Genomic DNA, 26,061 nt, shown 5'->3' with positions numbered 1-26,061 from the left:
TCGGTCACGAAGGCAGCGCCATCTGCAGGTACAGGTCGAGACGGCGGATCCGGCCGTCATCGCTGAACTGATAGACCGACAGCGAATTCACCACGCTACGGAAATCGCCGACGACACTGCGCTCTTCGAGTTCCAGGAACACCAGGTCGTCGTGTTCGGTGATGCGTTTGAACGTGCACTCCCATTCGGAGGTGGTCGCCCAGCCGGTGAGGAAGGCGGTGTAGCCGGCCCAGTCCATCTCCTCCTTGAAAGCACCGACGCGCAGGAAGTTCTCGGTGTCGACCAGGTCGGCCAACGGTGCCCAGCCGGTCTCGGTGAAACCCGGCGTCTTTGCCTCACCCACGAGGCGGCCGGTGGTGGCGGCGTATTCCAGCACGGTGCGGCTGCGCCCGGTGTGCCGGGTGAGGAGCTCGGCGAGTTCGGGCATCAGACGGCCGCCAGGTAGCGGTCGATGACGGAGTGATAGTGCGCGATGACCACTTCCTCGTTGACCAGCGCCATATGGTCCAGGCGGGCGTTGCGCAGGCCCATCTGCTGGCGGGGCATCTGTTCGTAATCCTGTTGCAGCGCTTCGAAATACTTGAAGCTGCCCGGTTCCTGGACATCGATGAGGTCCGCCGCGAACGCCTTGCGGTGCTCCTCGGGCAGCCACATGAAGCTGGTGATGTGCCAGATGCAGCGGTTCGGGTCGCCGTCGGGGTGCGGGGTGGACATGATGATGGTCGCCTCACCGGCCCGGATGGTCATGAAGAAGTTCGGGAACAGCACCCAGCCGTGGTTGTCGCTCATCTGTGCGTCGGTCAGTCCGTCCACGTCGAGTCCGTCGCGGGACAGGGTGTCGCGGGTGGCCTGCTGTAGCAGGGTGCGTCCGGTGACATCCTCGGGGAACACCAGAGTGCCGTCGGCGGTGCGGTTTTCGTCGACCAGTTCGGTGAACCGGGGGAGCACCCGCACCACTCCCGGGAAGGTTTCGGGGAGCTCCATGATGCCCTCGACCTGCTTCTCCGGTCCCATGCCCTCGACGTGGGCGACCTCGAACGGGGCGACGGCGATGCTGTGTTTGTCCAGGAAGCGGTACTTCACCTTGCTGGGGTCGATGACCAGGACCCGCAGCAGCTGTGGGTGGATCCCGGAGACGTGGTAACCCTCCTCGAAGGCGTCCATCACCACCTTCCAGTTGCAGTCCAGGGCCTCCCGCACGTTGAGCACGGTGGTCATCTGGTCGAGGTGGTAGGGCTCCAGGATGCGGATGACGTCCTCGCCCAAGAAATCTCGCAGCGGCGCCGCGTTGGGGTCGGGGTTGAGGAAGACGAAACCGGCAAAGGTGTCCACCGGGACCTCCAGCAGGCCGTAGTCGTCCTTGTCGATCTCGGGTTTGGAACAGCCGCGCAGCTTTCCCTGCTGGTCGTAGGACCACAGATGGTACTGGCAGACGATGCGTTGTTTCGCGTGTCCCTGTCCGCTGAACAGCGGGTTCCCGCGGTGCCGACAGGCGTTGACGAATCCCCGTAGCGCGCCGTCATTTCCGCGCATCACCACAAAGGACTGGTCGAAGATGCGGTACTCCTTGAAGTCCCCGGTCTTCTCCAGCTCGTCGACGCGGCCGACGATCTGCCAGACCCGCATCCAGATGGCCTCGCGCTCCCGGTTCACGAAGTCCTTCGAGGTGTAGCGGTCGGTCGGGATCTGCATACGGAACAGCGCGCTCGCATCGTCGGGGCTCAGGCCGTCGGAGTCGACCCATTCACCTGGGCGGGCGGTTTGTGCGGAATCGATGGACATCGAGGGTTCCCTTCTGCGGGCGGGTGTTCGCGGAAGACGCGACGGCGGCGTCGGGGCTGTGACGGCAGTCACGATAATACAGAGATGAATTTCAGATACAAGGGTGTATTTGAGATTGATGTTTGCGAGAATGGGGCGATGACCGAGCGCTGGACCAGAGAGCGGCGCATGGAGCAGACCCGCACGGTGCTGCTCGATGCGGCCGAGAAGATCTTCGCCGGCCGTGGGTACGCGGGTTCGCTGGAGGACATCGCCGAGGCGGCCGGCTACACCCGCGGTGCGATCTATGCGCAGTTCGGCGGCAAGGACGAACTGTTCCTCGCGGTGATCGAGCGGCACCGCCAGCGCTTCCTCGACGGGTTCGCCGATGTGATGGAATCCTTCGACCGGTTCGCCGATATCGATGTGGAAGGCTTCGCCGAACGTTGGCGGGTGCTCAGCGGTGCCACCGACGCACAACAGGCCGCCGCGCTGAACCACGAGTTCACCCTGTTCTTGCTGCGCAACCCCGCCGCGCGCGATCGAGTGGCCGTGCAGCGTCGCGAGACGGTGCGCTCACTGGCCGAGTACATCTCCAAAGGCGTTGCGCGACTGGGCGGCTCGTTGAAGATTCCGGCCGAGCCGCTGGCCCGGGTACTGCTGGCCACCAACGACGGTGTCACGCTGGCCAGTCACCTCGACGGCGAGGATCTGTACCGGACCTTCCTGCAGTTGGTGATGTCCAGTGTCGGCCCGCCCGAGGCGTGACGCGATGAAGCGTAGACTGTCTAACTATGGGACGAACGGACAACGACACCTGGGATCTGGCCTCGAGCGTTGGCGTGACGGCCACCGTGGTGGCCATGCAGCGGGCCATCGCGACCCGGTCCGGCACGGCGGGAGTGAACGACCCGTACGCCGAAGCGCTGGTGTCGGCGGTGGGCGTGCCCACCTACATCCGACACGCCCGCGGTGAATCCGGTGACGAGGTTCCCGCCGACGCGGTACGCATGGCCGACGGCATCGCGGCCCGCACCCGCTGGTTCGACGAATTCGTCACCGGGGCACTGGCGGCCGGCATCCGCCAGTTCGTGATCCTTGCCTCCGGTCTGGATGCTCGCGCCTACCGGCTGCCCTGGCCTGCTGATGCGACGGTCTACGAACTGGATCAGACCGATGTCATCACGTTCAAGACGCGTACGCTCGCCGACCTGGGCGCGGTGCCCGGCGCCGAGCACCGCCCGATCGCCGTCGACCTGCGTGATGACTGGCCCGCCGCGCTGCGTGCCGCCGGCTACGCGACCGACCGGCCGACGGCCTGGCTGGCCGAGGGCCTGCTCATCTACCTTCCGCCCGAGGCGCAGGATCGCCTGCTGGACAACATCACCGAGCTGAGTGCCCCCGGCAGCATGATCGCCACCGAGAACACCCCGACGGTCAGCGTCGAGGATCTGCAGGAGATGAGCGAACGTATGCGCGCCACCCAGCAGGAATGGCAGGCCAAGGGCATGGACCTCGGGGACGAGGTGGACGTGGCGGAACTGTTCTACGCCGGTGAGCGGACCGAGGCGGCCAGCTACCTGGCCGGCCGGGGCTGGGCAACTGCGCTGCGAAAAGGCTCGGAACTGTTCGCCGACTACGGGCTGCCGCCGTCGGCCGAGGGCTTGTCGTCGTTCGGTGACGTCGTCTACGTCAGCGCCACACTCGGGTGAGTGCTCAGCGCACGATCAGTGAGGTCATTCCGGCCGCGCCGGACGTCGTCCGCGACTTCTACGTCGACCTCGACAACCTCCGTGCGCTGCACCCGCTGATCGTCGCCGTGCAGCGCACCGCGCGCACCGTCGGACCCGACGGCTATGTGTCGGATTATCGGGTGCAGGACCGAATCCCATTCGGCCGCAGCAGCTTACCGGTCACCTATACCGCGACGTTGCATGTGCCGGTCGTGGGCGAGGTCTGGACCGAGGCTCGGCAGTTTCCGCGGGTGCGGTTGCGCGGCAGGGTGTCTTTCGACGAGGTCGACGAGGGCACCCGGTTGACCGAGCGGCTGAGCATCAGCGCGCCGTGGCCGCTGACCGGGTACACCGCGCGGCAGGCGGTCGCCGCGCACGCCGCGATGCTGGCCGGGATCCGAAGGTACTTCGCCTAGTTGGCGCCGCACCGCCGGAGGCGGCGGTGCGACGCGTCAGCGCGAGCGGGCGAGCACCTCGCCTGCCGAGGCAAGTGACTGGACCGTGTCGGCCCGTGCGTCGCCCATCCCGACGACGCAATCGACCGTCAACGGTGCGAGGACATGCGTGAGGCCGTGGCCCTCGTGACCGAAGAAGCCGGCCAGCTCGAGCATCACCGCGCCGTGAACGAGGCTCCAGAGCCGGCCCGCGACATTCAGTTCACCGTCGTCGCGGATGCGGCCCGATGCGATCATCCGGCGAACGGCATGTCGCAGTGCCTCAAAGGATTCCGCCTGCTCGGCACGATCGTTGGCACTTCCGGTGCTGGTGACGTCGGTGCGCTGACCGACCACCGACGCCGGAGACGTGGTGCCGAAGATCAGCTGGTAACGCTGCGGGTTCGCGAGAGCGAATGCTCGGTAGGCCGCACCCATGACGAAGAAGTCGCGGACCGGATCGTCGGTCTGCTCGGCATCGGTCAAGACCCGGGTGAACCGCGCGAACGCCTCGTCGGCCAGCGCGTCGATGACGCCGGTCATCCCGCCGAAGTGGGTGTACACGGCCATCGTCGAGGTTCCCACCTCGGCGGCAAGGCTGCGGACGCTCAGTGCCTGCAACCCGTCGCGCTCGAGTATTCGCATACCGCCCTCGATCAACCGTTCCCTGACATCACTCACTCTTGCGATCCTGCCATAACGCTGTTATAACGGGGGAATCAATAACGCTGTTATGGAGGTCTTGACATGACCAACCGCTACCTCGAGGGACCGTTCGCGCCGATCGACGAGGAGGTCACGCTGACCGACCTCGACGTGTCCGGCACGATCCCCGACTTCTTGGACGGCCGCTACCTGCGAAACGGCCCGAACCCGATCGGGGAGATCGATCCCGAGCTATACCACTGGTTCATCGGCGACGGCATGGTGCACGGTCTGCGTATCCGCGACGGCAAGGCCGAGTGGTACCGGAACCGGTGGGTCCGCAGCCCGCACGTAGCCCGCATGCTCGGTGAGGAGCGGCGCACCGGGCACACCGGGATCTCCGCGCTCGGTGCCAACACCAACGTGATCGGACATGCCGGCAAGACGGTGGCACTGGTCGAGGGCGGCGTCGCGAACTACGAGCTGACCGATGAGCTCGACACGGTGGGACCCTGCGACTTCGACGGCACGATCACGGGTGGCTACACCGCACACCCGAAGCGCGACCCGGACACCGGTGAACTACATGCGGTGTCCTACAACATGTATCGCGGTAACACCGTGCAGTACTCGGTGATCGGCGTCGACGGCCGGGCGCGACGCACCGTCGACATCGAGGTCACGGGCAGCCCGATGATGCACGACTTCTCGCTGACGGAGCGACACGTCGTCTTCTACGACCTACCGGTCACCTTCGACGGCCGCCAGGCCGCGGAGATGACGGTGCCCCGCGGGCTTCGGCTGCCGGCGCGGCTCCTGTTGTCCGCGTTGATCGGTCGCGTCCGCATCCCCGACCCGATCAGCGCGAGGACACCGTCCGGGATGAGCGCCGACCGCCGGTTCCCCTACTCGTGGAACCCGCGCTACCCCGCCCGGGTCGGGGTGATGCCGCGGGACGGCGGCAGCGCCGACGTGCGCTGGTTCGACGTGGAGCCTTGCTACGTCTTTCACCCGATGAACGCCTACGACGACGGCGAGACGGTTGTGCTCGACGTGATCCGGCACCCGAAGATGTTCGACACCGACCACCTCGGGCCGAACGAGGGTCTGCCGACGCTGGATCGCTGGACGGTAGACCTCGCCGACGGCAAGGTGCGTGAGTCGCGGATCGACGATCGCGGACAGGAGTTCCCGCGCGTCGATGAGCGGCTCGTCGGTAAGCGGCACCGCTACGGTTACGCGCCCGCGGTCGGCGAGGGTACCGGTGGGACCGGCACGCTGCTCAAGCACGACTTCGTCGGCGGGAGCAGCCAGGCACGGTCCTTCGGCGTGGACAAGTCGCTGGGGGAGTTCGTCTTTCACCCGGCCGCTCCGGATGCCGACGAGGATGACGGCGTGCTGATGGGCTACGTCTACGACCGGCCGACCGACCGCAGTGAGCTGGCGATCGTGGATGCCCGGACGCTGGAACCGATGGCCGCGGTCAAACTGCCGCACCGGGTGCCCGCCGGCTTCCACGGAAACTGGGTGCCCGCGGGCTGAGTGTGGTGAGGGCGGTGCCGGCGCGAAAGACGGCCCGCGATCAGCTCGCCGGCACGCTCTCTCCGGCGGCCACCGCCTTGGCCCACCGGTAGTCGGCCTTGCCTGCTGGTGAGCGCACGATCTTGGGATGGCGGACAAAGGCTTTCGGGATCTTGTACCGTGCCACCGACTGCCCGCACACCGCGGCCAGGTCCTCGTCGTCGGCACTGGCGCCCTCGGCGAGTTGCACAACTGCCACCACCTCGGAGCCCCAGCGTTCGGACGGCCTGCCCACCACCACGACGTCGTAGACGGCCGGGTGCGCGGCGATGGCGCGCTCCACCTCCTCGACGAAGATCTTCTCGCCGCCGGAATTGATGGTGACCGAATCTCGGCCCAGCAGATGAATCCGTCCGTCCTCCAGGACATTCGCCCGGTCACCCGGAACCGACCAGCGCACCCCGTCGATGGTGGGGAAGGTACGGGCCGTCTTGTCCGGGTCGCCGAGGTAGCCCAGCGGGATCAGATCGCGGCGCGCCAGCCAGCCGCCGCCCTCGCCGGGTGCCAGCACCCGGCTGAAGTCCTCGGCGACCACCGCGGTATCCGACTGGGCGTCGAACACGGCCGCGGTCGTCGCGCCCCCGGCGGTGGAGAAGGTGCTCAGCTGCGCGCCGGATTCCGAGGCGCCGACGGCGTCGAGCAGCATCACGTGCGGCAGGGCGCTCAAGATGCGCTCGCGCACCGTCGGTGAGAGCGCGGCACCGCCGTTGGTGATGGTGAAGAGCCCGGACAGGTCGTAGTCGCCCTTCTCGATCTCTTCGACGAGGGGCCGGGCCACCGCATCACCGACGACCGGAATGGTCAGGACCCGTTCACGTTCGGCGAGTCGTAAGACCTCGGCGGGACGCAACCGTTCCACATCGTCGGGTATGACCAGGCGCCCGCCCATGGTGATCGCGTTGTACGCCGCCCACTGTGCGGCGCCGTGCATGAACGGGGGGATCATCAGCATCGACATCGCCCCGCCGCCGGCGCGGGCCTTCTCGGCGAGTTCCTCGTAGGAGGCCAGTGCCTGATCGCTGCCGAACGGCCGGCCGCCCATCGAGGACAGGAAGATGTCGTGCTGGCGCCACAGCACGCCCTTGGGCATGCCGGTGGTACCGCCGGTGTACAGGATGTAGAGGTCATCGCCGGATGCGGCCGGAAGTCCGCCGGCCGGTGCCGGGGTGCCCAGGATCGTCTCGTAGTCCACGGCGCCGGGCAGCAGGTCGTTGCCGGACTCGTCGGCAACCTGGATCAGCACCTGCAGATGCGGGACGCGCTCACGGATCGCGGCCACCCGCGGGGCGAACTCCGCGTTGTAGACCAGGGCACGGGCCTTCGAATCATTGAGCAGGTAGACGAGTTCTTCCTCGACATAGCGGTAGCTCACGTTGAACGGCGCGACCCGGGCGCGGTAGGCGCCGATCATCGACTCCAGGTACTCGTTGCCGTTGCGCAGATAGATGCCGAGATGGTCCTGCCCGGACTCGTGACCGTCGAGGGCGCCGCGCTCGGTGTGGCAGCCCAGCCCCGCAGACGCCAAGTAGTGCGCAAACCCGTCGATCCGGGCGTCGAATTCCGCATAATTGAATCGGCGATCCCGCCAGACCAGAAAGGTCTGGTCGCCGATGGCGCCGGCCACCGTGCGGAATACCGAGGACAGGTCGAAGGTCACGCCGCTCATGACAACAGACCATACATTGGCCACCTCTGCGTATGGTCGAGATCGGTCAGTCAGCTTTCTGTCTCAGCCCAGGAATGTTGTCGCTCTACCGGCCAGCCGGTAGAGCGAGTCTGCTGACAGCGGGAACGACACCAGCGCCGGCCGGTGCCACGATTACGGACATGGCATTCGACACCATCACCGTCGTGGGCGGCTCGCTCGGCGGGCTGGCAGCGGCGCACGAATTGCGCGCGATCGGCGCCGACGTCACGGTCTACGAGCGGTCCAAGGATCGCACCCAGCCGCGCGGCGCCGGCATCGTCATGCAGCCCGAGGTCGCGGACCTACTCGGGCGGCTCGGCCACCCGGTGTCCGCGGTGAGTGTGCTGCTGCAGGAACGCCAGCAGCTGCACCGCGATGGCAGCCTCACCAGTTACCGCGCGCCGCAATGGATGACGTCCTGGGACACCCTTTTCGACACGCTGCGCCGTGCGCTGCCCGACGGCGCCTACCAACTCGACAGCACGTTCACCTCGGCAGCGATCGACGACGGCGGTGTGACCGCCGATTTCGGCGGCCACCACGTGCGTTCGTCCCTCGTCGTCGGCGCCGACGGGGTGGGTTCGGCGGTGCGCACATCGATGGATGTGGCCGGGGTGCCACGCTTTTCGGGCTATGTCGCGTTCCGGGGTCTGGAACCCGAGGCCGGTCTGCCCCGGGATCTGATCGACCTGCTCGCCGAGCGGTTCACGCTGTTCGGTGTCCCCGGCCTGCAGCTGCTCTGCTACCTGGTGCCCGGGGCCGACGGTGACACCACGCCGGGGAACCGGCGGGTGAATTGGGTCTGGTACGTCAACGTCGAGGAACCGGCACTTGCCGGACTGCTCACCGGACGGACGGGGCGCCGTTACGACTATTTCGTGCCGGCCGGGGAACTGACCGAGGAGACGACCGCGTGGCTCGGCGCGTTGGCGGGCACTGTGCTGCCGCCGCAGTTCGCCGAACTGGTCGGGCATTCGACGGTCTTCATGCAGCCGGTGTACGACATGCCGGGAGGACCGATGCTCGGTGACCGTGTTGTTCTCATCGGCGACGCCGCGGGCACCGTGCGGCCACATACCGCGTCCGGGACGTCCAAGGCATTCGGTGACGCGGCTGCGCTGGCCGACGCCCTCGGGTCCGCCCGCGGCGGACGAGCCGACGCGCTCGAGCGCTGGGAATCACAACGGCGGGCGCATCAGGTGGAGCTGGCCGATCACGGGCTGTTGCTGGCACGTCAGTCACAGCTCGGGGACACCGGACCTCGATTCGGTCCGCTGAGCTCCCTCGTGCCGGTCGAGAGCTGAGCCGCCGACTCAGGCCGGGAAGAACCCGTCACCGGTCAGTACGCCGGGCTGCCAGCCCTGCGCGCCCAGGCAGAGCATCGGGCGACCGTCGGGTGTCTGTGCTGCGCCCTTGGCCACCGAGCAGGGAGCGCCCGTCTCCTGCACACCGTGCAGCGGATAGGAGATCGTCCAGAACCCGGTGTACACCGGCGGCCACTGGTTGGGAATCCAGCTGCACTTCATCGCCTGACCACCGCGGCCGCGCCCGAAGGTGAACAGCTGAGTGTTGTCGCACGGCGCACCGAGCGCGGCGTGATAGTTCATTCCGGGCACATCGGTCGGGTAGCGGCCCGACTCGTCATCGGCTGCGGCAGGCGCGGCAAAGCTCAGCGCGGCGGCCGCGATCGATACAGCAACCGTCAATTCACGAATCATGTCCCACCCTTTGCCAGGTCGTGCCCGTACCGCGGCAAAGTTTAATGGTGTCGACGCTCAGCGCGGGGCTATTCGGGCGCGTCGAGCACACTGACCGCGATCCCGTAGGGCAGGAAACGCACACGGCGGGACGGATCGGTGTTGTTCTTGTTGGCCCGCAGCGCGTCCAGCTCGCTCGGGTAGACCTCTTCGATGCGGGCGCCGCCCGCGGCATCGACGCTGTAGATCGCCCACACCCCGTCGCCGGTGTCACCGGTGGTCTCGGGCCGGACCGGCTGGGCCTGGCTGGTGAACTGATCGATCAGGGTGGCCCAGCCCGCCCGCTTGCCGAACCGGTCCAGCGCGTCGCGCAGCCCCTCGCCGGCTTCGCGGGCAAGCCTGTCAAACTCTTCTGGGTCGATGCCGAACGGCCCGTTCTGGCTCATCGCCGTCCTCCTTCACGCAGGGGTGGTACCCAAGGATATGTCCATAACACGAGGTGCGGTTCTGGCAACCGTGGAGCGCTCGCCCGCAGCCGCCGGTGCACACGACCGGGCCGGCTGGGTCGGGCTGTTCACCGGCGACGGGAAGGTCCAGGATCCGGTCGGTTCGCGTCCTCATGTCGGGCATGCCGAGATCGAGCGGTTCTACAACACCTTCATCGGCCCGCGGGACATCACCTTCCACCGCGGCATCGACATCGTGCGCGGTGCCACCGTGCTGCGTGACCTGGTGCTCGAGGTGTCGATGGGTGCCGCGGTGACAATGCACATCCCGGCGATCCTGCGTTACGACGTGCAATCGGCCGGGAGCCCCGACGAACTGCTCATCTCCCGGTTGCAGGCGTATTGGGAGCTACCGGCGATGGCGTGGCAGTTCGCCCGCAACGGCCCCGCCGCGGTACCTGCCGCACTGCAGCTGACCCGGGCACTGCTGACCAACCAGGGGCCGTCGGGGGCGGCCGGGTTCATGTCCGGGGCGGTGGGCGTCGGCGTGCGCGGCAAACGCCACATCGCGCAGCTGATCGACGACGCCTGCGCAGGCAACGAGGTCGCGGTGAAGCGGGTGCTGGGGCCCGACGCCGACATCACTTCGGGCGACGAGGACCGGCTCAAGCCGACCGAACTCGTCGCGGCACTGGCCGGTACGCGACGACGCACCACGGTCGTGGCGGGACGGCACGTCGCCGTGAGCGTCACCGGGCCCGGCGGTGACGCGGTGCTGATCGCCGATGTGGCATCGCGACCGACCCGGGTGCAGCGGCTGCGACTGTTCGTCGAGGCCGGTGACAAAGCGCAGGCGGGGGATCGCAGCGACCCGGTGACATGAGACGGTGGTATCCACCATGGACAGTTCTTCCCCCGGGTCTGCTGCCGACAACGCACCGCAGGACCTGAGTTACGAGGAGTTCGGCCGCCGCTTCTTCGAGGTCGCGGTCTCCGAGAAGCGTGTCGCGGACGCGATCGGCGCGATCGCCGGTGACGAGTTCGAGATGGGGCCGATGGCCCAAGGGCCCGGCGGGATCGCCAAGGTCACCGCCCGCGTGCGCATCCAGGCGCCCCGGGTGACCCGGCACGTCGGTCAGGCCATCACCTTCGACATCCGTATCCCGCTGGAGATCAACATGGTGATCGACCTGCGGATCGACCGGCCGCGCTTCATGGTGTTCGGCGAGATCGCCCTGCAGGCGACGGCGCGGGCGGCCACCCCGCTGCTGCTGATCATCGACGTGGACAAGCCGGGCTCCAAGGACATCTCGATTCACGTGACCTCGGGCACGCTGCGGGCCGAGGCGCTGCGGGTGCTCGCCGGTGTCGACGCCGAGATCAAACGTTTCATCGCCGCGCACGTGGTGGGCGAGATCGACAGCCCGGGCGCACGACAGGCCAGGATCATCGATGTGGCCGCGCAGATCGACGCGGGCTGGGCCGGGATCTGAGCACCGTAGAATTGCCGCCCATGCGCCGTATTTCGCTTTGCCTGCTGTCCACCATGACCGCGGCGACCGCTGCACTGGCCGTTGCCGCGCCGGCCGGCGCGGACTCCGTCACGGACAGCTTCCTGAACGCCGTCGACCAGGCCGGTGTGACCGCTCCGAACATGGTCGACAACGCCGCGTTGGGGCAGTCGGTGTGCCCGATGCTGTCCGAACCCGGTCAGAACGTCGCCGACGTCGCCGCCAGGGTCGCCGATTCCGCGGGCATGCCGCTGGGACCGGCCACCATGTTCACCGGACTCGCGATCTCGGCGTTCTGCCCGGCCGCGGTCGCCGGCATCGGTGACGGCAAGGTGTTCGGGATCGACGTACTGGGCTTCTGAGTGCGTAGCGCATCATCGGACTTCTGAGCGCCCAGCGCGTTATTGGGCTTCCGTGCGCGCCGACACCGGGGCGAGTTCGGGGTGGCGCGGCACCCGGCCGTGCCCGGCGCCGCGCCCGCGCAGATGCCGCCAGATCCACGGCATGAACATGTTCTGCGTCCACAGCAGCTGTGAGTACATGCGTGACCGGAAAGCCTGGTGTTCTGTGACACCCGCCCCGGCCAGCGACCAATCATGGTTGCTGCCAGGCAAACCCAGTGCCTCGGCGGCCGCCGCGGCGAAGAGCAGATGACCGCTGCGTGAACCGTGCACCCGGTCCGGGCTCCACACGTCGGGATCGGTCATGGATTCCGCGTAGTACAGATCGACGAGCCGGAAGTCGTGGTCGGCCGCCGCGGTGCGGATGACATCGTTGATCTCCAGCACCCGCGACACCAGTAGCCGCCCGGCCGGCAGGATGCGGGTGATGTCGGGGAACGTCGTCGTCACGACGGTGGCGCCCGAAGACGCCAGTTGTCGGTGTAATTCGTCGAGATCTTCGAGTGCCTGCCGGAACTTGCGGCCCGGACGGGTCACGTCGTTCATCCCGACGCAGACGGTGATGAGGTCCGGCTGCATCGACAGGGCTTGTGGCAGCTGCACGTCCAGCACATCGCGCACCCGCTTACCGCGGACGGCGAGATTGGCGTAGCCGAGCCCTGGGTAATGCGCGTCGATCATCCGGGCCAACCGGTCGGCGAACCCGATCAGGGTTCCCGAATCATCGACGTCCCAGAGTCCTTCGGTTTGACTGTCGCCCACAGCCACGTATCTGCGGTACCGGTGGTCGGCCACGGTGCAGACTGTAATGGGCAGAACGGGTTCCGTGCGGTGCGGTGTGTGCTGGGCCACACCGTGTGGTCAGCCGGCGTCGAGGAGAAGGATGGACCTGTTCAGCTCCAGCGGAGCGAGTCCGGGTCCGACACCCGAGACCCTGCTCCGGTTCAACTGAACCGGACCCAACCGGTCGACGATCACGACACTGCCCTGACTTTGCTGCTCAACCGGGGTTTCGTCGAGGTAATCCGGCCCTTCCGGGGCGGCGGATGCGGGGGCGGCGAGTCCGATCGACAGACCTGCCAGCGCTACTCCGAGCGCGGTACCGATGTGTGCGCGTGTGCGCGGGGTCCTGAAACCTCTTGCCCTCATGGACTACTGCCTTCTTTCGGTGCTATGCCGTGTTCAACCGGCGGCGGTGGCGCTAAATTCCGCGGGCGCACAACGCTTGACATGTGACGTTCACGACGTATTAACCTGCGGTATGCCGCGATTGAGTGCAGGGCTGTTGGTGTACCGCATCATCGAAGGCATTCCCGAGGTGCTCATCGGCCATCCGGGCGGTCCGTTCTGGGCCCGCAAGGACGACGGGGCGTGGACCATCCCCAAGGGCGAATACGACGACACCGAGGACCCGTGGGCGGCGGCCCGGCGGGAGTTCGCCGAGGAGGTCGGCCTGGCACCACCGGAGGGTCCGCCCATTGCGTTCGCACCGCTGCGGCAGCCCAGCGGCAAGGTGGTCACGGTGTTCGCGGTCGAGGCCGATCTGGACATCCGCGACGCGGTCAGCAACACGTTCACCCTGGAATGGCCCCGAGGGTCCGGGAAGTTCCGGGAGTATCCGGAACTGGACCGGGTCGGCTGGTTCGGGGTGGTGGAGGCGCGCGAAAAGCTGCTGAAAGGCCAACGGCCGCTACTGGATCTACTGCTGCAGGAGTTGGGTCACCGCGAGTAGCTCACGGCATCCCGTTGCTCCGGAGGATCTGCTCACGGCACTCCCGGCGGGTCTGTCCGGTCTGCTGCATGCACACCCGCACCGGCGGTTCCTCGGCGGCCGGCAACGGTTCCTCGGCGGGATCGGTCGTCACCGTCGGGATCGGCACCGCGCCGGGCGTCAGCGACCAGACGGTGGCGTCGGTGTCCTGGATCGATGAGCAATAGGCCGACGCACCCGAGGCGGTGACCGCGGTGCTGCCCTCCGGCAGGCAGTCGGCGCCGATGACCACCGGCGGAGTCGTCGCGGCCGCGGTGCCCGACGTCGCGGTGACCGGCGTCGTGGTGACCGGTGCCGTGGTGGACGGTGCCGCGGATGGCACCGGCGCTGCGGGACGGGCGGTCGACGACGGTGTCGGCGCGGCGGTGGGGCGCTCCTCGTCGTCGGCGCGGTTGAGCTCGAAGACGGCCGCCGCCACGGCAACGCACAGCAACACCGCGAGTACGGCCATGATCGCCATCGTGGCGCGTGACCGACCGGCCTGCGCCCCCGGTGCGCTCGCTGCGGCGGTCTGGGTCAGCCCGAGCGTGTCGCCTTCGAGCTGATGGACGAGCGCCCGCGCGAAATCGGCGCACCGGTCGAACCTGTCGGCGGGGTCCTTGGCCAGCGCCTTGGCGAACACCGGGTCCAGGTGCGCCAACTCGGGGCGGTGATCCCCGATGGCCGGCGGCAGCGCCGACAGGTGCTGGCTGATGACCACCGCCGGGTTGGAGTTCTGGAACGGCGGCCTGCCGGTGAGCAGTTCGTAGGCGGTGGCGGCCAGCGCGTACTGATCGGCACGGCCGTCCACCGTGTTGCCCATCAGTTGTTCGGGCGCGGCATAGGACACCGTGCCGACCGTCATGTTGGTGGCCGTCAGTCCGCTGACGTCATCGGACCACCGGGCAATGCCGAAGTCGGCCAGCAGGATCCGGTGACCCGCGGACTGCGTGTCGGAGAGCAGGATGTTGGCGGGTTTGACGTCGCGGTGCAGCAGACCGCGCTGATGCGCATAGTCCAGCGCATCGGCCACCGCGCTGACGATCTCGCCGACGTGCTGTGCGGGCAGACCTTTGGGGTGATGCTCCCGCACGAACCGGGCGGTATCGGTGCCGGGCACGTAGTCCATCGCGATCCACAGCTGGCCGTCGTGTTCACCACGGTCGTGCACGCCGACGATGTGGGGATGCCACAGCGTCGCGGCAATATCGGCTTCGCGTTCGAACCGCTGCCGGTACTCGTCATCGGCCGAGACCCCGGCGCGCAGAACCTTCAGCGCGTCCTGGCGGGGGAGGCGGGGGTGCTGGGCGAGGTAGACCTCACCCATCCCCCCGGTACCCAGGCAGCGGACAACGGAATACCCGGCAAAGTCGGTCCCAGCTGCCAATGGCATGGGCGAATACTAAAGCGTGGACTCAGCCCACCGGCGGAGGCACGGGTGCGGGCGAGGTCGGAACCCCTGCCCCGGGAGGCGGCACCGGAGTGGGCGTCACGGTGGTGATGCCGTTGGCGCCGATGGTGCGCCCGCCGGGACCTGAACCGCTCGACCTGTTCAGCCCGGCCTCGTCGAAGGCCGCCTGAGTGCAGTTCAGCATCAGCTGCACGCGCCCGTTGCTGGTGAACTTCTGCTTCTCCACGACGCACAGGCTCTGCTGCATGTCGCTGCCGACGGCACCGCCGAAGGTGGCCTTCATACCGGCGCCGGCCAGGATCTGGACCGCGCGGCCGTAGGGTTCGCCCACGACGTTGTAGGGGCTTTCCGCAGCGGGATCCGAGCTGGCGGTGCCGGCCGTGATCAGAGCCGCCAGTGCTGCGGCGCTGGTGCCGAGCCCTAACGCGATCAGTTTCTTGTTCACGTGCCCTCCGGGTGTCGCGGTGCGCTGCGAACATATCGCAGAACCACACCTGTAGAAACTCCAGTCACGTCTCCATCGTCCGTACCTGGGATTTCATTACTTCAGCCAGCGCGTTGGCCCGTGGATCGCCGAAGATGTCCTCGATCCGCAGCCGGCGGCCGTCCGGCCCGGCCAGCGGCACCCGCCAGTTCGGGTACTCATCGGTGGTGCCCGGCTGATTCTGGGCGCGGACATCTCCCACCGCGTCAGGCAGTGCCAGAGCCAGCAGCTTGGATGGGGTCCGGCCCAGGAAGGCGTACAGGCCGCGGACGATCTCGTCGATATCGGGGTCCGCGCCGACCAGCCCGAGCCGTTGCAGCTCCGCCAGCCAGGCCGCCTGTTCGGCGCGGTCGGCGGCCAGTTCCTCCTCGGCCGGCCGGGTCAGCAGACCAAGTTCCTCCCGGAGCCGGATGTGCTCGCCGGCCAGATATCCGGCCGTCGGCGGCAGATCGTGAGTGGTCACCGAGGACAGGCAGGCCTCCCGCCACCGTTCGGCGGGCAGCGGCTTGTCCGGCTGCCCCCACTCGCGGTCCCGCTCGAACCACAGGATGGAGGTGCCGAACAGTCCGCGATCGCTCAGGTAGTCCCGCACCCACGGCTCGACAGTGCCGAGATCCTCACCGACCACGACCGCACCGGCGCGCATGGCCTCCAATGCCACGATGCCGATCAGCGCGTCGTGGTCGTAGCGCACGTAGGTGCCCTCGGTCGGCGGGGCGCCTTCGGGGATCCACCACAGCCGGAACAGCCCGATGATGTGGTCGATGCGGACGCCGCCGGCGTGCCGCAGCACCGCGGCGACCAGCGCGCGGAACGGTGCGTACCCGGACTTCTGCAGCTGATCGGGGCGCCACGGGGGCTGCGACCAGTTCTGGCCGAGTTGGTTGTACTCGTCCGGCGGCGCCCCGGCGCTGACCCCGAGCGCGAGCACGTCCTGCAGCGCCCACGCATCGGCGCCGTCGGGGTCCACCCCGACAGCCAGGTCGTGCATGATGCCCAGCGACATCCCGGCCTGGATCGCGGTGGCCTGGGCGGCGGTCAACTGGTCGTCGAGCAGCCACTGCAGCCAGCGGTGGAAGTCCACGGCCTCGGCATGTGTGGCGGCGAACTCCGCGACCGCGGGACCGTCCGGATGGGTCAACGGCTGAGGCCAGCCGTGCCAGTCGGCGCCGTGCACCTCGGCCAGCGCGCACCAGGTGGCGAAGTCGTCGAGGCTGCGTCCCTCGCGGTCCCGGAAGGCGGCGTAGGCGAGCTCGCGGCCCGCCGAGCGCGGCACCCGGTACAGCTGCTTGAGCGCGGCTCTCTTGACCTTCCAGGCGGCGTCACGGTCGATCCCGTCCTGCCGGCGCGCGCGGGCGGCGAGGTCGGCGCGCGCCTTGCGCAGCGGCCCACGCTTGCGCAGATGGACGTATTCGGGGACCGCCTCGACACGCAGATAGAGCGGGTTGACGAACCGTCGGGAGGTCGGCAGGTAGGGCGAGGGTTCCATCGGTGCGACCGGGGCGGCGGCGTGCAGTGGGTTGACCAGGATGAAGCCCGCGCCGTGCCGGGCCGCCGACCACACCGCAAGATCGGTCAGGTCGGTGAGATCGCCTGTGCCCCAAGAATTATCGGACGTGACACTGTACAGCTGAGCGGCCAGGCCCCACTGCCGGGTGGCCGGCGCGGCCAGTGTGGCGGGGCAGACGATCAGGGTGGTGCTGATGTCGAGCTGACCGGTCTGGGCGTGCAACCGGTGGTATCCCGGAGGTAGATCCGCAGGGAGTTCGAAGGTGGCCTCGCCGATCAGCCTGCCGTCCAAATCGAATGGCGGCCGGTTGTTTTCGAGCTGCCGAAGCCCGGCGCGTACCGAGCCGTCCTCCAGCCGGATCCACAGTCCGACCGGGTCGCCGTGGGTGACGTGCACCCAGAAAGAGGACGCGGTGCCGGAGCGGGCGACGACGGTCGGGGGCAGGGTGAAACCCCAGTGCTCACGCTCGTGGTTGCGGCGGGCCTCGTCGCGTTCGGCCGGGCCGCCCGCCGGCACGCCGAGCGACGCCAGCACGCCGACCAGGGTGTGCTCCGGGACCGGGACGCTGCGCCCGCGCCAGTCGATGAAATCGGTCGCCACCCCGTACAGCTGTGCGAGATCGGCCAGTTCGGTCATGCCCGCAATCTTGCCGGATCCGTCGGCGCATCGCTGTCCGCCCAGCGACCAGTACTGTCGGCGGGCATGGTTTCCGGACGGATCGACCCCGTGCAGGACCGGCGGGCCAGGATCGCGGTGAGCGCCCTGTTCCTCACCAACGGAGCGGTGTTCGCGAACCTGTTGCCCCGGTATCCCGAGATCAAGACCGATCTGGCGCTGACCAATGCCGCCTACGGTGCCGTCGCGGCGGCCTTCCCGGCCGGTGCGCTGGTCGCCGGACTCGCCGCGGGCGTGGTCATCCGCCGGTTCGGTTCGGCCCGCGCCGCGGTGAGCTCGACGGTGCTGTTGGCTCTGCTGCTGGTGGTTGCCGGCTATGCCGGCGGCCCGATCGTGCTGGCGGCCGCCCTCTTCCTCGGCGGGGCCTGCGATGCGGTCACCGATGTGGCCCAGAACGCGCACGGTCTGCGGGTCCAGCAGCGCTACGGGCGCTCCATCATCAACTCCCTGCATGCGGTGTGGGCGGCCGGCGCGATTCTGGGCGGGCTGATGGGAGCGGGGGCCATCGCCCTGCACATCGACCGGGGAACACATCTGGCGATCTCGGCGGCGCTCTTCGCGGCGGTGGCGCTCACCGCGTATCCGTTCCTGCTGCCCGGGCCCGACCGTGTCGAGGACGGCACGCAGGAGACCGGGACGGTCTTGCGGGCGGGTTATGCCGTCTACGCCGTGCTGGCGGCGCTGATCGCGATGGCCATCGCCGGCGCGGTGATCGAGGATGCCGGCAGCACCTGGGCCACGCTCTACATGCGCGACGGTGTCGGGGCGCCGGGGGCGGTCGCGGTGCTCGGCTACGTGGCGCTGATGGGGTGCATGTTCATCGGCAGGCTGACCGGCGACCGACTGGTGGACCGGTTCGGGGAACGCGCCGTGACGCTGTCCGGCGGTCTGGTCATCGCCGCCGGGATGGGTGCGGCGCTGGCCTTTCCGAGCGTGCCGGGCACCATCGCGGGATTCGCCGCGGTGGGCCTGGGGGTCGCCACCCTGGTGCCGGCAGCCATGCACGGCGCCGACCGGTTGCCGGGTTTGCGTCCCGGGACGGGGCTGACCGCGGTGGCCTGGTTGATGCGCCTGGGATTCGTGGCGTCCCCGCCGGTGGTGGGATTGATCGCCGACGCCGCCGGGCTGCGGGCCGGGCTGCTGCTGGTTCCGGCGGCGGGGGTGCTGGTTGCGTTGCTCGCCTGCTTCCCCGGTGTGCTCAGTGGACGCCACCCATCTCGATCGTGAGGACCCCGGCGATGATCAACCCGATCCCGGCCAGCATCCGCCAGGTCAACGGATCGCGGAACAGGAATCGCGCGGCGACGGCCACCAGCGCCACCCCGCACGCGGTCCAGATGCCGTAGGCGACCCCGACCGGCATGCCGAGCGACAGCGACAGCCACAACAGATAGAAGGACACGAGATAGCCGGCGGCCACCGGCACGATCCATTTCCGGCGGCGGAATCCGTCGGAGGCGCGCAGGGACAGCGTCGCCAGCACCTCCATGCCGATCGCCCCGGCCAGCGCCAGCCACATCATGCGGGCACCTCCGGTGCGCGTTCGTGCGAACCGAACTCGACGAGCAGCACCCCGGCGATGATCAGCGCGATACCGCCCGCCAGGGACCAGGTGAAGGCCTCACCGAAGATCACCGACGCGGCGGCCGCGGTGACCGCGGTGCCGATGGCGCCCCAGATGCCATAGGCCACGCCGACCGGCATGCCGGCGCGCAGCACCGCCGCCATCAAGATGAAGGACGAGACATACCCGACCACCACGACGGCCAGCCAGGCGGAGTGGTCCTGGGATGCCCGCAGGGACAGGGTGCCGGTGACTTCGGTGGCGATCGCCGCGCTCAGCAGCACCCACTTACGCATCGCGGCAGCCTAGCCGCGATCAGGCCAGCGCGGTCTGCCGGGCCTCGAACAGTTCGTCGACCGCGGACACCACCTGATCGAGTTGCTCGGCGGAATGTCTGCCCAGCCCGCACTCGGTCGAGATACCGAACTCCGGAAGGAACTTGGCGGCCAGCGCCGCCCGGTACCGGGCGCCGGCGGCGCCGTCCTCGGCGTGCAGCAGCCCGAGGTAGAACTCGGTGTCCGGCTCGATGGCCAGGTTCGCCAACGGCTGCCAGTGCGCCAACCGGTTCCAGGCCGTCACCGTGGCTGCCTGGATGGCGTCGATGCGGCGGGGGACATGCCGGGACAGACCGTTGGACACCGCCACGATCGTCGACGCGTCGCGTGGGTAGATGTGCCGTCCGCCACGCGCGGCGGCTTCGTCGTCCGGTGGGTCACCCATGAACGGGGACGCCCCGAACTTGGAATCGCCGTAGCAGAGGTGGAAGGTCAGTTCGACGTCGTCGTGCACCCAGGAGGCTGGGCGCGCGGTCACCTCGTAGATCTCCTCGAAATCCTTGTACGGGTTGGGAAACCAGCCTTCGACGGTGGCGTCTTCGACCGGGAGATCCCACTGGATCACCAGATCCTCGTGGGGGATCGCGGACTGGATGGCCTCGACACTGTCGCGCAGTGGCACCTCGTAGGCGCGGGCCACCTCGACCTGTGACTCGAACTCGACGAAGAAGTTGACCGCGTTGAACGGCGTCGGGATCGACACCAGGAACTTCGAATCCGGTGCCAGCTCACCGCGTTGGCGGGCGGCGCGGAACAGCGCGTACGAGGCGATCGCGTGATCGGCGTAATCGAAGGCGGGGAACCGGACGTCGGCGCCGGTGGTGCCGGGTTTCAGCCGCGCCAGCGCGCGGCCGTCCTTGTCCACCACATCCAGCGTCGGGTTCTCCAGGAAGTGCGGGGTCTGGGTCAGTACCCAGTTGGCGCGCTCGCCGGGCTCCCCGTCGGGCACCCGCTTCACCGCGGGTTGCAGACGTGTCCCGACGAACCGGAACGCCTCCTCGACGGTCGGCTGGTTGATGCTGCCGGTCAGGTAGAAACTGTTCTGGTATCCCATGATTCGCCTTTCTAGAGGACCAGACCGAGACGCGGCGGGCGGGTGCCGTGCAGAGTGTGGTTGCCCAGGTGCACGTACTTCCAGCGGGCCGGATCGTGCAAGGAATGGGTGCGCACATTGCGCCAGTGCCGGTCCAGGTTCACCTCGCCGTCGGTGCCCGATGTGCCGGTGAGTTCGAAGATGCCACTGGCGATCTCGACGCCGAACTCCTGTGCCAGCGCCTTGGCCGCGGCGACGGTGAGGCTGGCCTCGGCCGCCGCATCCCGGGACAGCTCCTCGGCGGCCTGACCCTCGTCGACCAGCGACGCGCCGCGGGCCAGCAGCGCCTCCAGCGCGTACAGCCGGGCCGTCAGCTCACCGAAGCGACGCACGATGTGGGGTTCCTGGTCGGCGCGTTCGATACCGGCGTTGAGTGCTTCCTTCCACGGCCGGGACCTGGTGCGCACGAACTCGGCGCCGTCCTCCAGCGCGGCGCGCGCGATGCCGATGTCGATCGCGGCGTGCAGAGCCTGGTCATAGGCGCCGAGCACGCTGGGCGGGCCGTCCACCGGGTCGGGGGCGGGCCCCTCCTCGATGACCAGATCGTCGTCGACCACCACGGCGTCGAGCCGGACCGCACCACTTTTGGTCCCGCGCTGCCCGAATGCCGACCACTTCTCCAGATCCAGGGTGACGCCCGGCTGATCCGGCCGGATGAAGACGGTGGCCGTCTCGCCCGGCTTGTCGGTGATGGCCGCGGCCACCGCGATCCACTGGGCGCCCAATGTGCCGGTGGCGTAGTACTTCACGCCGTTGAGTTCCCAGCGGCCGTCCTCGCGGCGGGTGATGCTGGTCTTGCGGTCCAGCGCGCTGGCGGTACCCCGTTCGGCGGTGGCATTGCCGAGCTGGCCGCCGGCCAGGATGTCGCCGTAGATGCGCGGCGCGGGCTGCTGGTCGACGCCGAGTCCGCCGATCGCCTGGGACACCACGAAATGGGCCAGCAGCAACTGGCCGAGGGCACCGTCACCGCGGGAGAGCCGGCGCAGCACCTCGACCTGGACCGAGGCGGGCAGGCCGGGCCCGCCGTGCGCGGCGGGAACCGGAACAGCGAGCAGTCCGGCCTCGGCGACCAGCCGAAGCTGCGGCAGCAGCGAGGTGTCGGTGCGCTCGCGTTCGGCGGCGCCGACGGCCAGCTCGGCCGCCACCGCGGCGGCTGCGGCGAGGGCCGCTTCGGGGGTATTCAGCAGTGGGATCGAGGAGGTGGTTTCAGCGATATCGATGGCCATGGCGCACGACGGTACGGTCGCCGCCGTCCCGCGCCGAGGGTTCTGAGCAGCACGAATGTATGTACTTCCGCCAGGTCTGCACACCCGCTGGAACGCATGCGTACCGTGGAACAACGGAAGGTAGGACAGAACATGAACGACCCGCTCATCGTCGACACCAGCAACGGACCCGTGCGCGGCATCAGCGACGGCGTCGTCTCGGCGTGGCTGGGCATCCGCTACGCCGCGCCGCCGACCGGCGACCTGCGCTGGCGGGCCCCGCAACCTCCGGCGCGCTGGACCGAGCCGGCCGACGCCACCGCCGTGGGCCCGGTGTGTCCGCAACCGACAGACCCGCGGATCCCGCTGGACCTGGGGGCCCCGCAGGGTGAGGACTGCCTGACGCTGAACGTCTGGGTGCCGGCCGGCGACGGGTCATCCAGCCGGAGCGAGCCCAGCCGGGGAAAGCCGGTGCTGGTCTGGGTGCACGGCGGCGCCTATGTGCTGGGCTCGGGCGCACAGCCGCTCTATCACGGCAGGGAACTGGCCGTCGGCGACGACGTCGTCGTGGTGACGGTCAACTACCGGCTCGGCGTGTTCGGCTTCCTCGACCTGTCCTCGTTCGGGGATGCCTTCGACACCAACAACGGCCTGCGCGATGTGCTGTTCGCGCTGCAATGGGTGCGCGACAACATCGCCGGCTTCGGCGGCGACCCCGACCGTGTCACGCTGTTCGGCGAATCCGCCGGCGGCGGCATCGTCACCACCCTGCTGGGCAGCCCGGCGGCCGCCGGGCTGTTCCACCGCGCCATCGCCCAGAGTTCACCGGTCACCTCGGTGTACGACCAGGCCCGCGGGCGGCGGATCGCGAGTGAGTTCCTCACCGAACTCGGCCTGTCGGACCGCGACGCCGGGCAGCTGCCGAACCTGCCGGTCACCGCTCTGGTGGCGGCCTCCAAGCATCTGTTCAACGATGTCCCGGCGCGTGCCCCCGGGACCCTGGCGTTCGTGCCGATCATGGACGGGGACCTGGTGCCCGACTACCCGGTGCAGTTGGCGCGCGCCGGGCGCACGCTGCCGGTACCGCTGATCATCGGGACCAACGAGCATGAGGCGGCGCTGTTCCGCTGGATGAGGTCGCCTCTGCTGCCGATCACCCCGCAGGCGATCACGGACATGTTCACCGCCATCGCCGCCGAGCAGCCGGGTGTGCAGATCCCGAGCCAGTCGGAGATCGGCGCCGTGTACCGCGGCCGGGGAAAGAAGCCGGGGATGGGCGTGGCCCGCGACGTCGGCTTCCGGATGCCGTCGATCTGGTTCGCCGAGGGGCACAGCCAGGTCGCGCCGGTCTACATGTACCGATTCGACTGGGCCACCCCGATGTTGCGGGCGCTGCGCCTGGGCGGTGCGCACGCCACCGAGTTGCCCTATGTGTGGGGCAATCTGGTTGCCGGACCGAAGGACCCGACCTTCAAGCTGGGCGGCCTGGCGACCGGTAAGGCGGTCTCGCGCCGCATGCGGGCCCGCTGGACCAGCTTCGCCGCGGGCCACGAGCCGGCGGCGGGACCGGGCGATCCGGTCTGGCGCCCGTACCGCGCCGACGATCGGGCCACCCTGCTGATCGGCGCTGATGATGTGCTGGCCGACGATCCCGACCACGTGCAGCGCGCCACCTGGGGCGCCGAAGTGCTGAGTTTCCGATGACCGTTCTGGTTGTCAGCGGACCGGCCTCAGCGGCCGACCGAAGAAGTTAGGCTCACCGCCATGGACGCGTTGCTGGGGGTGCTCGACGCGCTGCCCCCGCAGATGCGCGACCCGGTGCTGTTCGCCATCCCGTTCTTCCTGCTGCTATTGGTGCTGGAGTGGACCGCGGCACGCAAGCTCGCCCACCTCGAGCCCGCCGACCGCAGCCCGGCCGGGTCCTATCATCGCCGCGACGCGTGGGCGAGCCTGTCCATGGGCCTGGTCTCGGTGGCCACCACCGCCGGTTGGAAACTGTTGGCGCTCTTGGGTTATGCCGCGATCTTCGCCTACGTGGCACCGTGGCATCTACCCTCGGACCAGTGGTACACCTGGCTGATCGCGCTCGTCGGTGTGGATCTGCTGTTCTACGCGTATCACCGCACCGCGCACCGGGTCCGCCTCATCTGGGCGACACATCAGGCCCACCACTCCAGTCAATACTTCAACTTCGCCACCGCGCTACGGCAGAAGTGGAACAACAGCGGTGAGATCCTGATGTGGATTCCGCTGCCGCTGCTCGGGGTTCCGCCGTGGATGGTGTTCGCGAGCTTCTCGGTCAATCTGATCTACCAGTTCTGGGTGCACACCGAGCGGATCGACCGGCTCTGGCGGCCGGTCGAATTCGTGTTCAACACCCCGTCGCATCACCGGGTGCACCACGGCATGGATCCCGAGTATCTGGACAAGAACTACGCGGGCATCTTCATCCTGTGGGACAGGATCTTCGGGACCTACCAGGACGAGTTGTTCCGGCCGCACTACGGGCTGACCAAACAGGTCGACACCTTCAACATCTGGAAACTGCAGACTCACGAATACGTGGCGATCGGCCGGGATGTCCGGGCCGCAAAGCGCTGGCGGGACAGGTTCGGCTACGCGTTCGGGCCGCCCGGTTGGGCACCGCGCGAGGCCGCGCGCTCGGTGTCCCGCAGCGCGGGCTGAAGTCTGCTCGCAAACACGGGTGGACCCCGTAGTCTCATGATGTGAAGACCGTTTTCGACGCCCACGTCGACCCCGCGCTCGTCGAACGTTCGCTTGCCGCAAGCACGTTCGCGCCGATGTGGCTCGACATCCAGCGGCCCGAGCATCCCGCGCTGACCGGGGCGGTGAGCTGCGACCTGCTGGTGATCGGCGGCGGCTACACCGGCCTGTGGGCGGCCCTGCACGCCGCCGAGCGCAACCCGGACCGCAAGATCGTGCTGATCGAGGCGAACCGGATCGGCTGGGCGGCGTCCGGGCGCAACGGCGGGTTCGTCGACGCCAGCCTGACCCATGGCGCCGAGAACGGAAAGTCGCGCTGGGCCGACGAGTTCGACACCCTGCAGGCGATGGGCCTGGAGAACCTCGATGGTATGGCCGCCGATATCGAGCGGCTCGACCTGGACGCGGAATGGCGGCGGACCGGCATGTTGTCGGTGGCCACCGAACCACATCAGGTCGACTGGCTGGCCGAGTCCGCGGCCGCGGGGGAGGGCCGGTTCCTGGATCAGGAGCAGGTGCGTGCGGAGGTCGCGTCACCGACCTACCGGGCGGGACTGTTCGAGCCCAACACCTGTGCGATCGTGCACCCGGCCAAGCTCGCGGTCGAGCTGGCGCGGGCCTGCCGGGAGGCCGGCGTGCACATCCACGAGCACACCCGCGCAGTCTCGGTGCAGTCGTCGGGCAGCGGTGTGCGGGTCGGCGCCGAGACGGCGGTGGTGAACGCCAAACAGGTCGTGCTGGCGACCAACGTGTATCCGAGCCTGGTGCGCCGAAACCGTTGGTACACAGTGCCGGTATATGACTATGTGCTGGCGACCGAGCCACTGACAGACGACCAGCTCGACCGGATCGGCTGGCGGAACCGGCAGGGCGTCGGGGACTGCGCGAACCAGTTCCACTACTACCGGCTCACCGACGACAACCGCGTGGTGTGGGGCGGGTATGACGCCGTCTACTACGTCGGGCGCCGGGTGGATGCGGTGTACGAGGACCGGCAGCAGACCTACCGCAAGCTGGCCGAGCATTTCTTCATCACCTTCCCGCAACTCGACGACATCCGGTTCAGCCACCGCTGGGCGGGCGCCATCGACACCAACACCCGATTCTGTGCGCACTGGGGGACCGCGCACCGTGGCCGGGTCGCTTACGTCAACGGATTCACCGGGCTCGGGGTCGGAGCCACGCGGTTCGCGGCCGACGTCTGCCTGGATCTGCTCGACGGGTCAACGACACCGCGCACCGAGTTGGAGATGGTCCGCAAGCGGCCGCTGCCGTTCCCGCCGGAACCGGTTGCCAGCGCCGGGATTCAGGCCACCCGGTGGTCGCTGGATCGTGCCGACCACTCCGCGGGCAAACGCAATGTGCTGTTGAAGACCCTGGACAAGCTGGGTCTGGGCTTCGACTCCTGACCGCT

General features: G+C 68.5%; 28 protein-coding genes. 13 read left to right on the top strand and 15 right to left on the bottom strand.

The genetic code is table 11. The features are described 5' to 3' along the window. Positions 1-4 precede the first annotated feature (4 nt). Both ASE48_RS05890 and ASE48_RS05885 read right to left on the bottom strand, forming a co-directional pair. Positions 5-427, bottom strand: coding sequence for a hypothetical protein (locus ASE48_RS05890; RefSeq protein WP_057166114.1), 423 nt, complete (start codon positions 425-427; stop codon positions 5-7). Beyond that, a complete protein-coding gene (locus ASE48_RS05885) occupies positions 427-1,782 on the bottom strand; it encodes an aromatic ring-hydroxylating oxygenase subunit alpha (protein ID WP_057166113.1) in 1,356 nt (451 codons plus the stop codon). Before ASE48_RS05885 ends, ASE48_RS05890 begins: the two co-directional genes overlap by 1 nt. Positions 1,783-1,920: 138 nt before the next feature. Between ASE48_RS05885 and ASE48_RS05880 the strand changes: the two genes are divergently transcribed. Genes ASE48_RS05880 through ASE48_RS05870 form a run of 3 tightly spaced genes read left to right on the top strand, consistent with a single transcriptional unit; the run spans position 1,921 to position 3,910 of the window. Next, entirely contained in the window at positions 1,921-2,529 is a 609-nt protein-coding gene (locus ASE48_RS05880; protein ID WP_057166112.1) for a TetR/AcrR family transcriptional regulator, read from the top strand. Between the two features lie 26 nt (positions 2,530-2,555). Continuing rightward, on the top strand, positions 2,556-3,473 hold the full coding sequence (locus ASE48_RS05875; RefSeq protein ID WP_057166111.1) for an SAM-dependent methyltransferase: 918 nt from the start codon (positions 2,556-2,558) through the stop codon (positions 3,471-3,473). Next, a complete protein-coding gene (locus tag ASE48_RS05870) occupies positions 3,470-3,910 on the top strand; it encodes an SRPBCC family protein (protein ID WP_057166110.1) in 441 nt (146 codons plus the stop codon). Before ASE48_RS05875 ends, ASE48_RS05870 begins: the two co-directional genes overlap by 4 nt. Before the next feature lie 36 nt (positions 3,911-3,946). On the opposite strand, the gene ASE48_RS05865 is transcribed toward ASE48_RS05870, so the two are convergent. Continuing rightward, the gene (locus ASE48_RS05865; RefSeq protein ID WP_235570826.1) at positions 3,947-4,609 is read right to left on the bottom strand and encodes a TetR/AcrR family transcriptional regulator; all 663 of its coding nucleotides are present in this window, start codon (positions 4,607-4,609) and stop codon (positions 3,947-3,949) included. 66 nt (positions 4,610-4,675) lie between these two features. On the opposite strand from ASE48_RS05865, the gene ASE48_RS05860 reads away from it, so the two are divergent. Beyond that, complete coding sequence (locus ASE48_RS05860; RefSeq protein WP_057166109.1) at positions 4,676-6,115, top strand: carotenoid oxygenase family protein; 1,440 nt, start codon at positions 4,676-4,678, stop codon at positions 6,113-6,115. A gap of 40 nt (positions 6,116-6,155) precedes the next feature. On the opposite strand, the gene ASE48_RS05855 is transcribed toward ASE48_RS05860, so the two are convergent. Beyond that, the gene (locus ASE48_RS05855) at positions 6,156-7,820 is read right to left on the bottom strand and encodes an acyl-CoA synthetase (protein WP_057166108.1); all 1,665 of its coding nucleotides are present in this window, start codon (positions 7,818-7,820) and stop codon (positions 6,156-6,158) included. 161 nt (positions 7,821-7,981) lie between these two features. Between ASE48_RS05855 and ASE48_RS05850 the strand changes: the two genes are divergently transcribed. After that, positions 7,982-9,145, top strand: a complete 1,164-nt coding sequence (locus ASE48_RS05850; RefSeq protein ID WP_057166107.1) for an FAD binding domain-containing protein — start codon at positions 7,982-7,984, stop codon at positions 9,143-9,145. A 9-nt stretch (positions 9,146-9,154) separates the two neighbouring features. On the opposite strand, the gene ASE48_RS05845 is transcribed toward ASE48_RS05850, so the two are convergent. Both ASE48_RS05845 and ASE48_RS05840 read right to left on the bottom strand, forming a co-directional pair. Continuing rightward, the gene (locus ASE48_RS05845) at positions 9,155-9,559 is read right to left on the bottom strand and encodes a hypothetical protein (RefSeq protein WP_057166106.1); all 405 of its coding nucleotides are present in this window, start codon (positions 9,557-9,559) and stop codon (positions 9,155-9,157) included. A gap of 68 nt (positions 9,560-9,627) precedes the next feature. Beyond that, positions 9,628-9,984, bottom strand: coding sequence for a hypothetical protein (locus ASE48_RS05840; RefSeq protein ID WP_057166105.1), 357 nt, complete (start codon positions 9,982-9,984; stop codon positions 9,628-9,630). Between the two features lie 37 nt (positions 9,985-10,021). Here ASE48_RS05840 and ASE48_RS05835 point away from each other — a divergent pair, with 37 nt between their 5' ends. The 3 genes from ASE48_RS05835 to ASE48_RS05825 are packed head-to-tail and all read left to right on the top strand — an operon-like array spanning position 10,022 to position 11,857. Further along, complete coding sequence (locus tag ASE48_RS05835) at positions 10,022-10,867, top strand: ketosteroid isomerase family protein (protein ID WP_057166104.1); 846 nt, start codon at positions 10,022-10,024, stop codon at positions 10,865-10,867. Positions 10,868-10,883: 16 nt separating this feature from the next. After that, a complete protein-coding gene (locus tag ASE48_RS05830; protein WP_057166103.1) occupies positions 10,884-11,477 on the top strand; it encodes a hypothetical protein in 594 nt (197 codons plus the stop codon). A 20-nt stretch (positions 11,478-11,497) separates the two neighbouring features. After that, the gene (locus tag ASE48_RS05825; RefSeq protein WP_057166102.1) at positions 11,498-11,857 is read left to right on the top strand and encodes a DUF732 domain-containing protein; all 360 of its coding nucleotides are present in this window, start codon (positions 11,498-11,500) and stop codon (positions 11,855-11,857) included. 39 nt (positions 11,858-11,896) lie between these two features. Here ASE48_RS05825 and ASE48_RS05820 read toward each other — a convergent pair whose 3' ends face one another. Both ASE48_RS05820 and ASE48_RS05815 read right to left on the bottom strand, forming a co-directional pair. After that, on the bottom strand, positions 11,897-12,691 hold the full coding sequence (locus ASE48_RS05820) for an SGNH/GDSL hydrolase family protein (protein WP_057166101.1): 795 nt from the start codon (positions 12,689-12,691) through the stop codon (positions 11,897-11,899). Positions 12,692-12,757: 66 nt separating this feature from the next. Continuing rightward, positions 12,758-13,045 (bottom strand): hypothetical protein, encoded by a 288-nt coding sequence (locus tag ASE48_RS05815; protein ID WP_057166100.1) that lies wholly within the window; start codon positions 13,043-13,045, stop codon positions 12,758-12,760. Positions 13,046-13,157: 112 nt separating this feature from the next. Here ASE48_RS05815 and ASE48_RS05810 point away from each other — a divergent pair, with 112 nt between their 5' ends. Continuing rightward, on the top strand, positions 13,158-13,628 hold the full coding sequence (locus tag ASE48_RS05810; RefSeq protein WP_057166099.1) for an NUDIX domain-containing protein: 471 nt from the start codon (positions 13,158-13,160) through the stop codon (positions 13,626-13,628). 1 nt (position 13,629) lies between these two features. On the opposite strand, the gene ASE48_RS05805 is transcribed toward ASE48_RS05810, so the two are convergent. The 3 genes from ASE48_RS05805 to malQ form a co-directional block, all read right to left on the bottom strand. After that, positions 13,630-15,039, bottom strand: a complete 1,410-nt coding sequence (locus ASE48_RS05805; protein WP_057166098.1) for a serine/threonine-protein kinase — start codon at positions 15,037-15,039, stop codon at positions 13,630-13,632. A gap of 22 nt (positions 15,040-15,061) precedes the next feature. Next, entirely contained in the window at positions 15,062-15,502 is a 441-nt protein-coding gene (locus ASE48_RS05800; RefSeq protein WP_057166097.1) for a hypothetical protein, read from the bottom strand. 64 nt (positions 15,503-15,566) lie between these two features. Then, positions 15,567-17,687 (bottom strand): 4-alpha-glucanotransferase, encoded by a 2,121-nt coding sequence (gene malQ, locus ASE48_RS05795; RefSeq protein WP_057166096.1) that lies wholly within the window; start codon positions 17,685-17,687, stop codon positions 15,567-15,569. 66 nt (positions 17,688-17,753) lie between these two features. Between malQ and ASE48_RS05790 the strand changes: the two genes are divergently transcribed. Continuing rightward, positions 17,754-18,953, top strand: a complete 1,200-nt coding sequence (locus ASE48_RS05790; RefSeq protein ID WP_057166095.1) for an MFS transporter — start codon at positions 17,754-17,756, stop codon at positions 18,951-18,953. On the opposite strand, the gene ASE48_RS05785 is transcribed toward ASE48_RS05790, so the two are convergent. Genes ASE48_RS05785 through ASE48_RS05770 form a run of 4 tightly spaced genes read right to left on the bottom strand, consistent with a single transcriptional unit; the run spans position 18,925 to position 21,944 of the window. Continuing rightward, on the bottom strand, positions 18,925-19,245 hold the full coding sequence (locus ASE48_RS05785) for a DMT family transporter (RefSeq protein WP_057166094.1): 321 nt from the start codon (positions 19,243-19,245) through the stop codon (positions 18,925-18,927). The two genes, ASE48_RS05790 and ASE48_RS05785, sit on opposite strands and share 29 nt — an antisense overlap. Further along, the gene (locus ASE48_RS05780; RefSeq protein ID WP_057166093.1) at positions 19,245-19,586 is read right to left on the bottom strand and encodes a DMT family transporter; all 342 of its coding nucleotides are present in this window, start codon (positions 19,584-19,586) and stop codon (positions 19,245-19,247) included. Before ASE48_RS05780 ends, ASE48_RS05785 begins: the two co-directional genes overlap by 1 nt. A 19-nt stretch (positions 19,587-19,605) precedes the next feature. Beyond that, on the bottom strand, positions 19,606-20,679 hold the full coding sequence (locus ASE48_RS05775; protein ID WP_057166092.1) for a hypothetical protein: 1,074 nt from the start codon (positions 20,677-20,679) through the stop codon (positions 19,606-19,608). An 11-nt stretch (positions 20,680-20,690) separates the two neighbouring features. Then, positions 20,691-21,944 (bottom strand): acyl-CoA dehydrogenase family protein, encoded by a 1,254-nt coding sequence (locus ASE48_RS05770; protein ID WP_057166091.1) that lies wholly within the window; start codon positions 21,942-21,944, stop codon positions 20,691-20,693. A gap of 132 nt (positions 21,945-22,076) precedes the next feature. Here ASE48_RS05770 and ASE48_RS05765 point away from each other — a divergent pair, with 132 nt between their 5' ends. The 3 genes from ASE48_RS05765 to ASE48_RS05755 are packed head-to-tail and all read left to right on the top strand — an operon-like array spanning position 22,077 to position 26,056. Then, a complete protein-coding gene (locus ASE48_RS05765; protein ID WP_057166090.1) occupies positions 22,077-23,627 on the top strand; it encodes a carboxylesterase/lipase family protein in 1,551 nt (516 codons plus the stop codon). Between the two features lie 60 nt (positions 23,628-23,687). Beyond that, positions 23,688-24,608, top strand: coding sequence for a sterol desaturase family protein (locus ASE48_RS05760; RefSeq protein ID WP_057166089.1), 921 nt, complete (start codon positions 23,688-23,690; stop codon positions 24,606-24,608). 41 nt (positions 24,609-24,649) lie between these two features. Continuing rightward, on the top strand, positions 24,650-26,056 hold the full coding sequence (locus ASE48_RS05755; protein ID WP_057166088.1) for an NAD(P)/FAD-dependent oxidoreductase: 1,407 nt from the start codon (positions 24,650-24,652) through the stop codon (positions 26,054-26,056). Positions 26,057-26,061: the final 5 nt, after the last annotated feature.

The sequence above is a fragment of the Mycobacterium sp. Root265 genome (genome assembly GCF_001428895.1).
In the GTDB taxonomy this organism is placed as follows: Bacteria; Actinomycetota; Actinomycetes; order Mycobacteriales; family Mycobacteriaceae; genus Mycobacterium.
The sequence above is the reverse complement of the archived record's forward strand: the minus strand, read 5'-3'. Positions and strand labels throughout refer to the sequence as shown.

Bases quoted from the DNA above. Each gene is read 5' to 3' on its own strand.
- malQ (WP_057166096.1), bottom strand. From the start codon at position 17,687: ATGACCGAACTGGCCGATCTCGCACAGCTGTACGGGGTGGCGACCGAT.
- ASE48_RS05810 (WP_057166099.1), top strand. From the start codon at position 13,158: ATGCCGCGATTGAGTGCAGGGCTGTTGGTGTACCGCATCATCGAAGGC.
- ASE48_RS05850 (WP_057166107.1), top strand. From the start codon at position 7,982: ATGGCATTCGACACCATCACCGTCGTGGGCGGCTCGCTCGGCGGGCTG.
- ASE48_RS05785 (WP_057166094.1), bottom strand. From the start codon at position 19,245: ATGTGGCTGGCGCTGGCCGGGGCGATCGGCATGGAGGTGCTGGCGACG.
- ASE48_RS05790 (WP_057166095.1), top strand. From the start codon at position 17,754: ATGGTTTCCGGACGGATCGACCCCGTGCAGGACCGGCGGGCCAGGATC.
- ASE48_RS05860 (WP_057166109.1), top strand. From the start codon at position 4,676: ATGACCAACCGCTACCTCGAGGGACCGTTCGCGCCGATCGACGAGGAG.
- ASE48_RS05780 (WP_057166093.1), bottom strand. From the start codon at position 19,586: ATGCGTAAGTGGGTGCTGCTGAGCGCGGCGATCGCCACCGAAGTCACC.
- ASE48_RS05875 (WP_057166111.1), top strand. From the start codon at position 2,556: ATGGGACGAACGGACAACGACACCTGGGATCTGGCCTCGAGCGTTGGC.
- ASE48_RS05765 (WP_057166090.1), top strand. From the start codon at position 22,077: ATGAACGACCCGCTCATCGTCGACACCAGCAACGGACCCGTGCGCGGC.
- ASE48_RS05840 (WP_057166105.1), bottom strand. From the start codon at position 9,984: ATGAGCCAGAACGGGCCGTTCGGCATCGACCCAGAAGAGTTTGACAGG.
- ASE48_RS05770 (WP_057166091.1), bottom strand. From the start codon at position 21,944: ATGGCCATCGATATCGCTGAAACCACCTCCTCGATCCCACTGCTGAAT.
- ASE48_RS05760 (WP_057166089.1), top strand. From the start codon at position 23,688: ATGGACGCGTTGCTGGGGGTGCTCGACGCGCTGCCCCCGCAGATGCGC.
- ASE48_RS05855 (WP_057166108.1), bottom strand. From the start codon at position 7,820: ATGAGCGGCGTGACCTTCGACCTGTCCTCGGTATTCCGCACGGTGGCC.
- ASE48_RS05885 (WP_057166113.1), bottom strand. From the start codon at position 1,782: ATGTCCATCGATTCCGCACAAACCGCCCGCCCAGGTGAATGGGTCGAC.
- ASE48_RS05830 (WP_057166103.1), top strand. From the start codon at position 10,884: ATGGACAGTTCTTCCCCCGGGTCTGCTGCCGACAACGCACCGCAGGAC.
- ASE48_RS05815 (WP_057166100.1), bottom strand. From the start codon at position 13,045: ATGAGGGCAAGAGGTTTCAGGACCCCGCGCACACGCGCACACATCGGT.
- ASE48_RS05845 (WP_057166106.1), bottom strand. From the start codon at position 9,559: ATGATTCGTGAATTGACGGTTGCTGTATCGATCGCGGCCGCCGCGCTG.
- ASE48_RS05890 (WP_057166114.1), bottom strand. From the start codon at position 427: ATGCCCGAACTCGCCGAGCTCCTCACCCGGCACACCGGGCGCAGCCGC.
- ASE48_RS05825 (WP_057166102.1), top strand. From the start codon at position 11,498: ATGCGCCGTATTTCGCTTTGCCTGCTGTCCACCATGACCGCGGCGACC.
- ASE48_RS05805 (WP_057166098.1), bottom strand. From the start codon at position 15,039: ATGCCATTGGCAGCTGGGACCGACTTTGCCGGGTATTCCGTTGTCCGC.
- ASE48_RS05775 (WP_057166092.1), bottom strand. From the start codon at position 20,679: ATGGGATACCAGAACAGTTTCTACCTGACCGGCAGCATCAACCAGCCG.
- ASE48_RS05880 (WP_057166112.1), top strand. From the start codon at position 1,921: ATGACCGAGCGCTGGACCAGAGAGCGGCGCATGGAGCAGACCCGCACG.
- ASE48_RS05835 (WP_057166104.1), top strand. From the start codon at position 10,022: ATGTCCATAACACGAGGTGCGGTTCTGGCAACCGTGGAGCGCTCGCCC.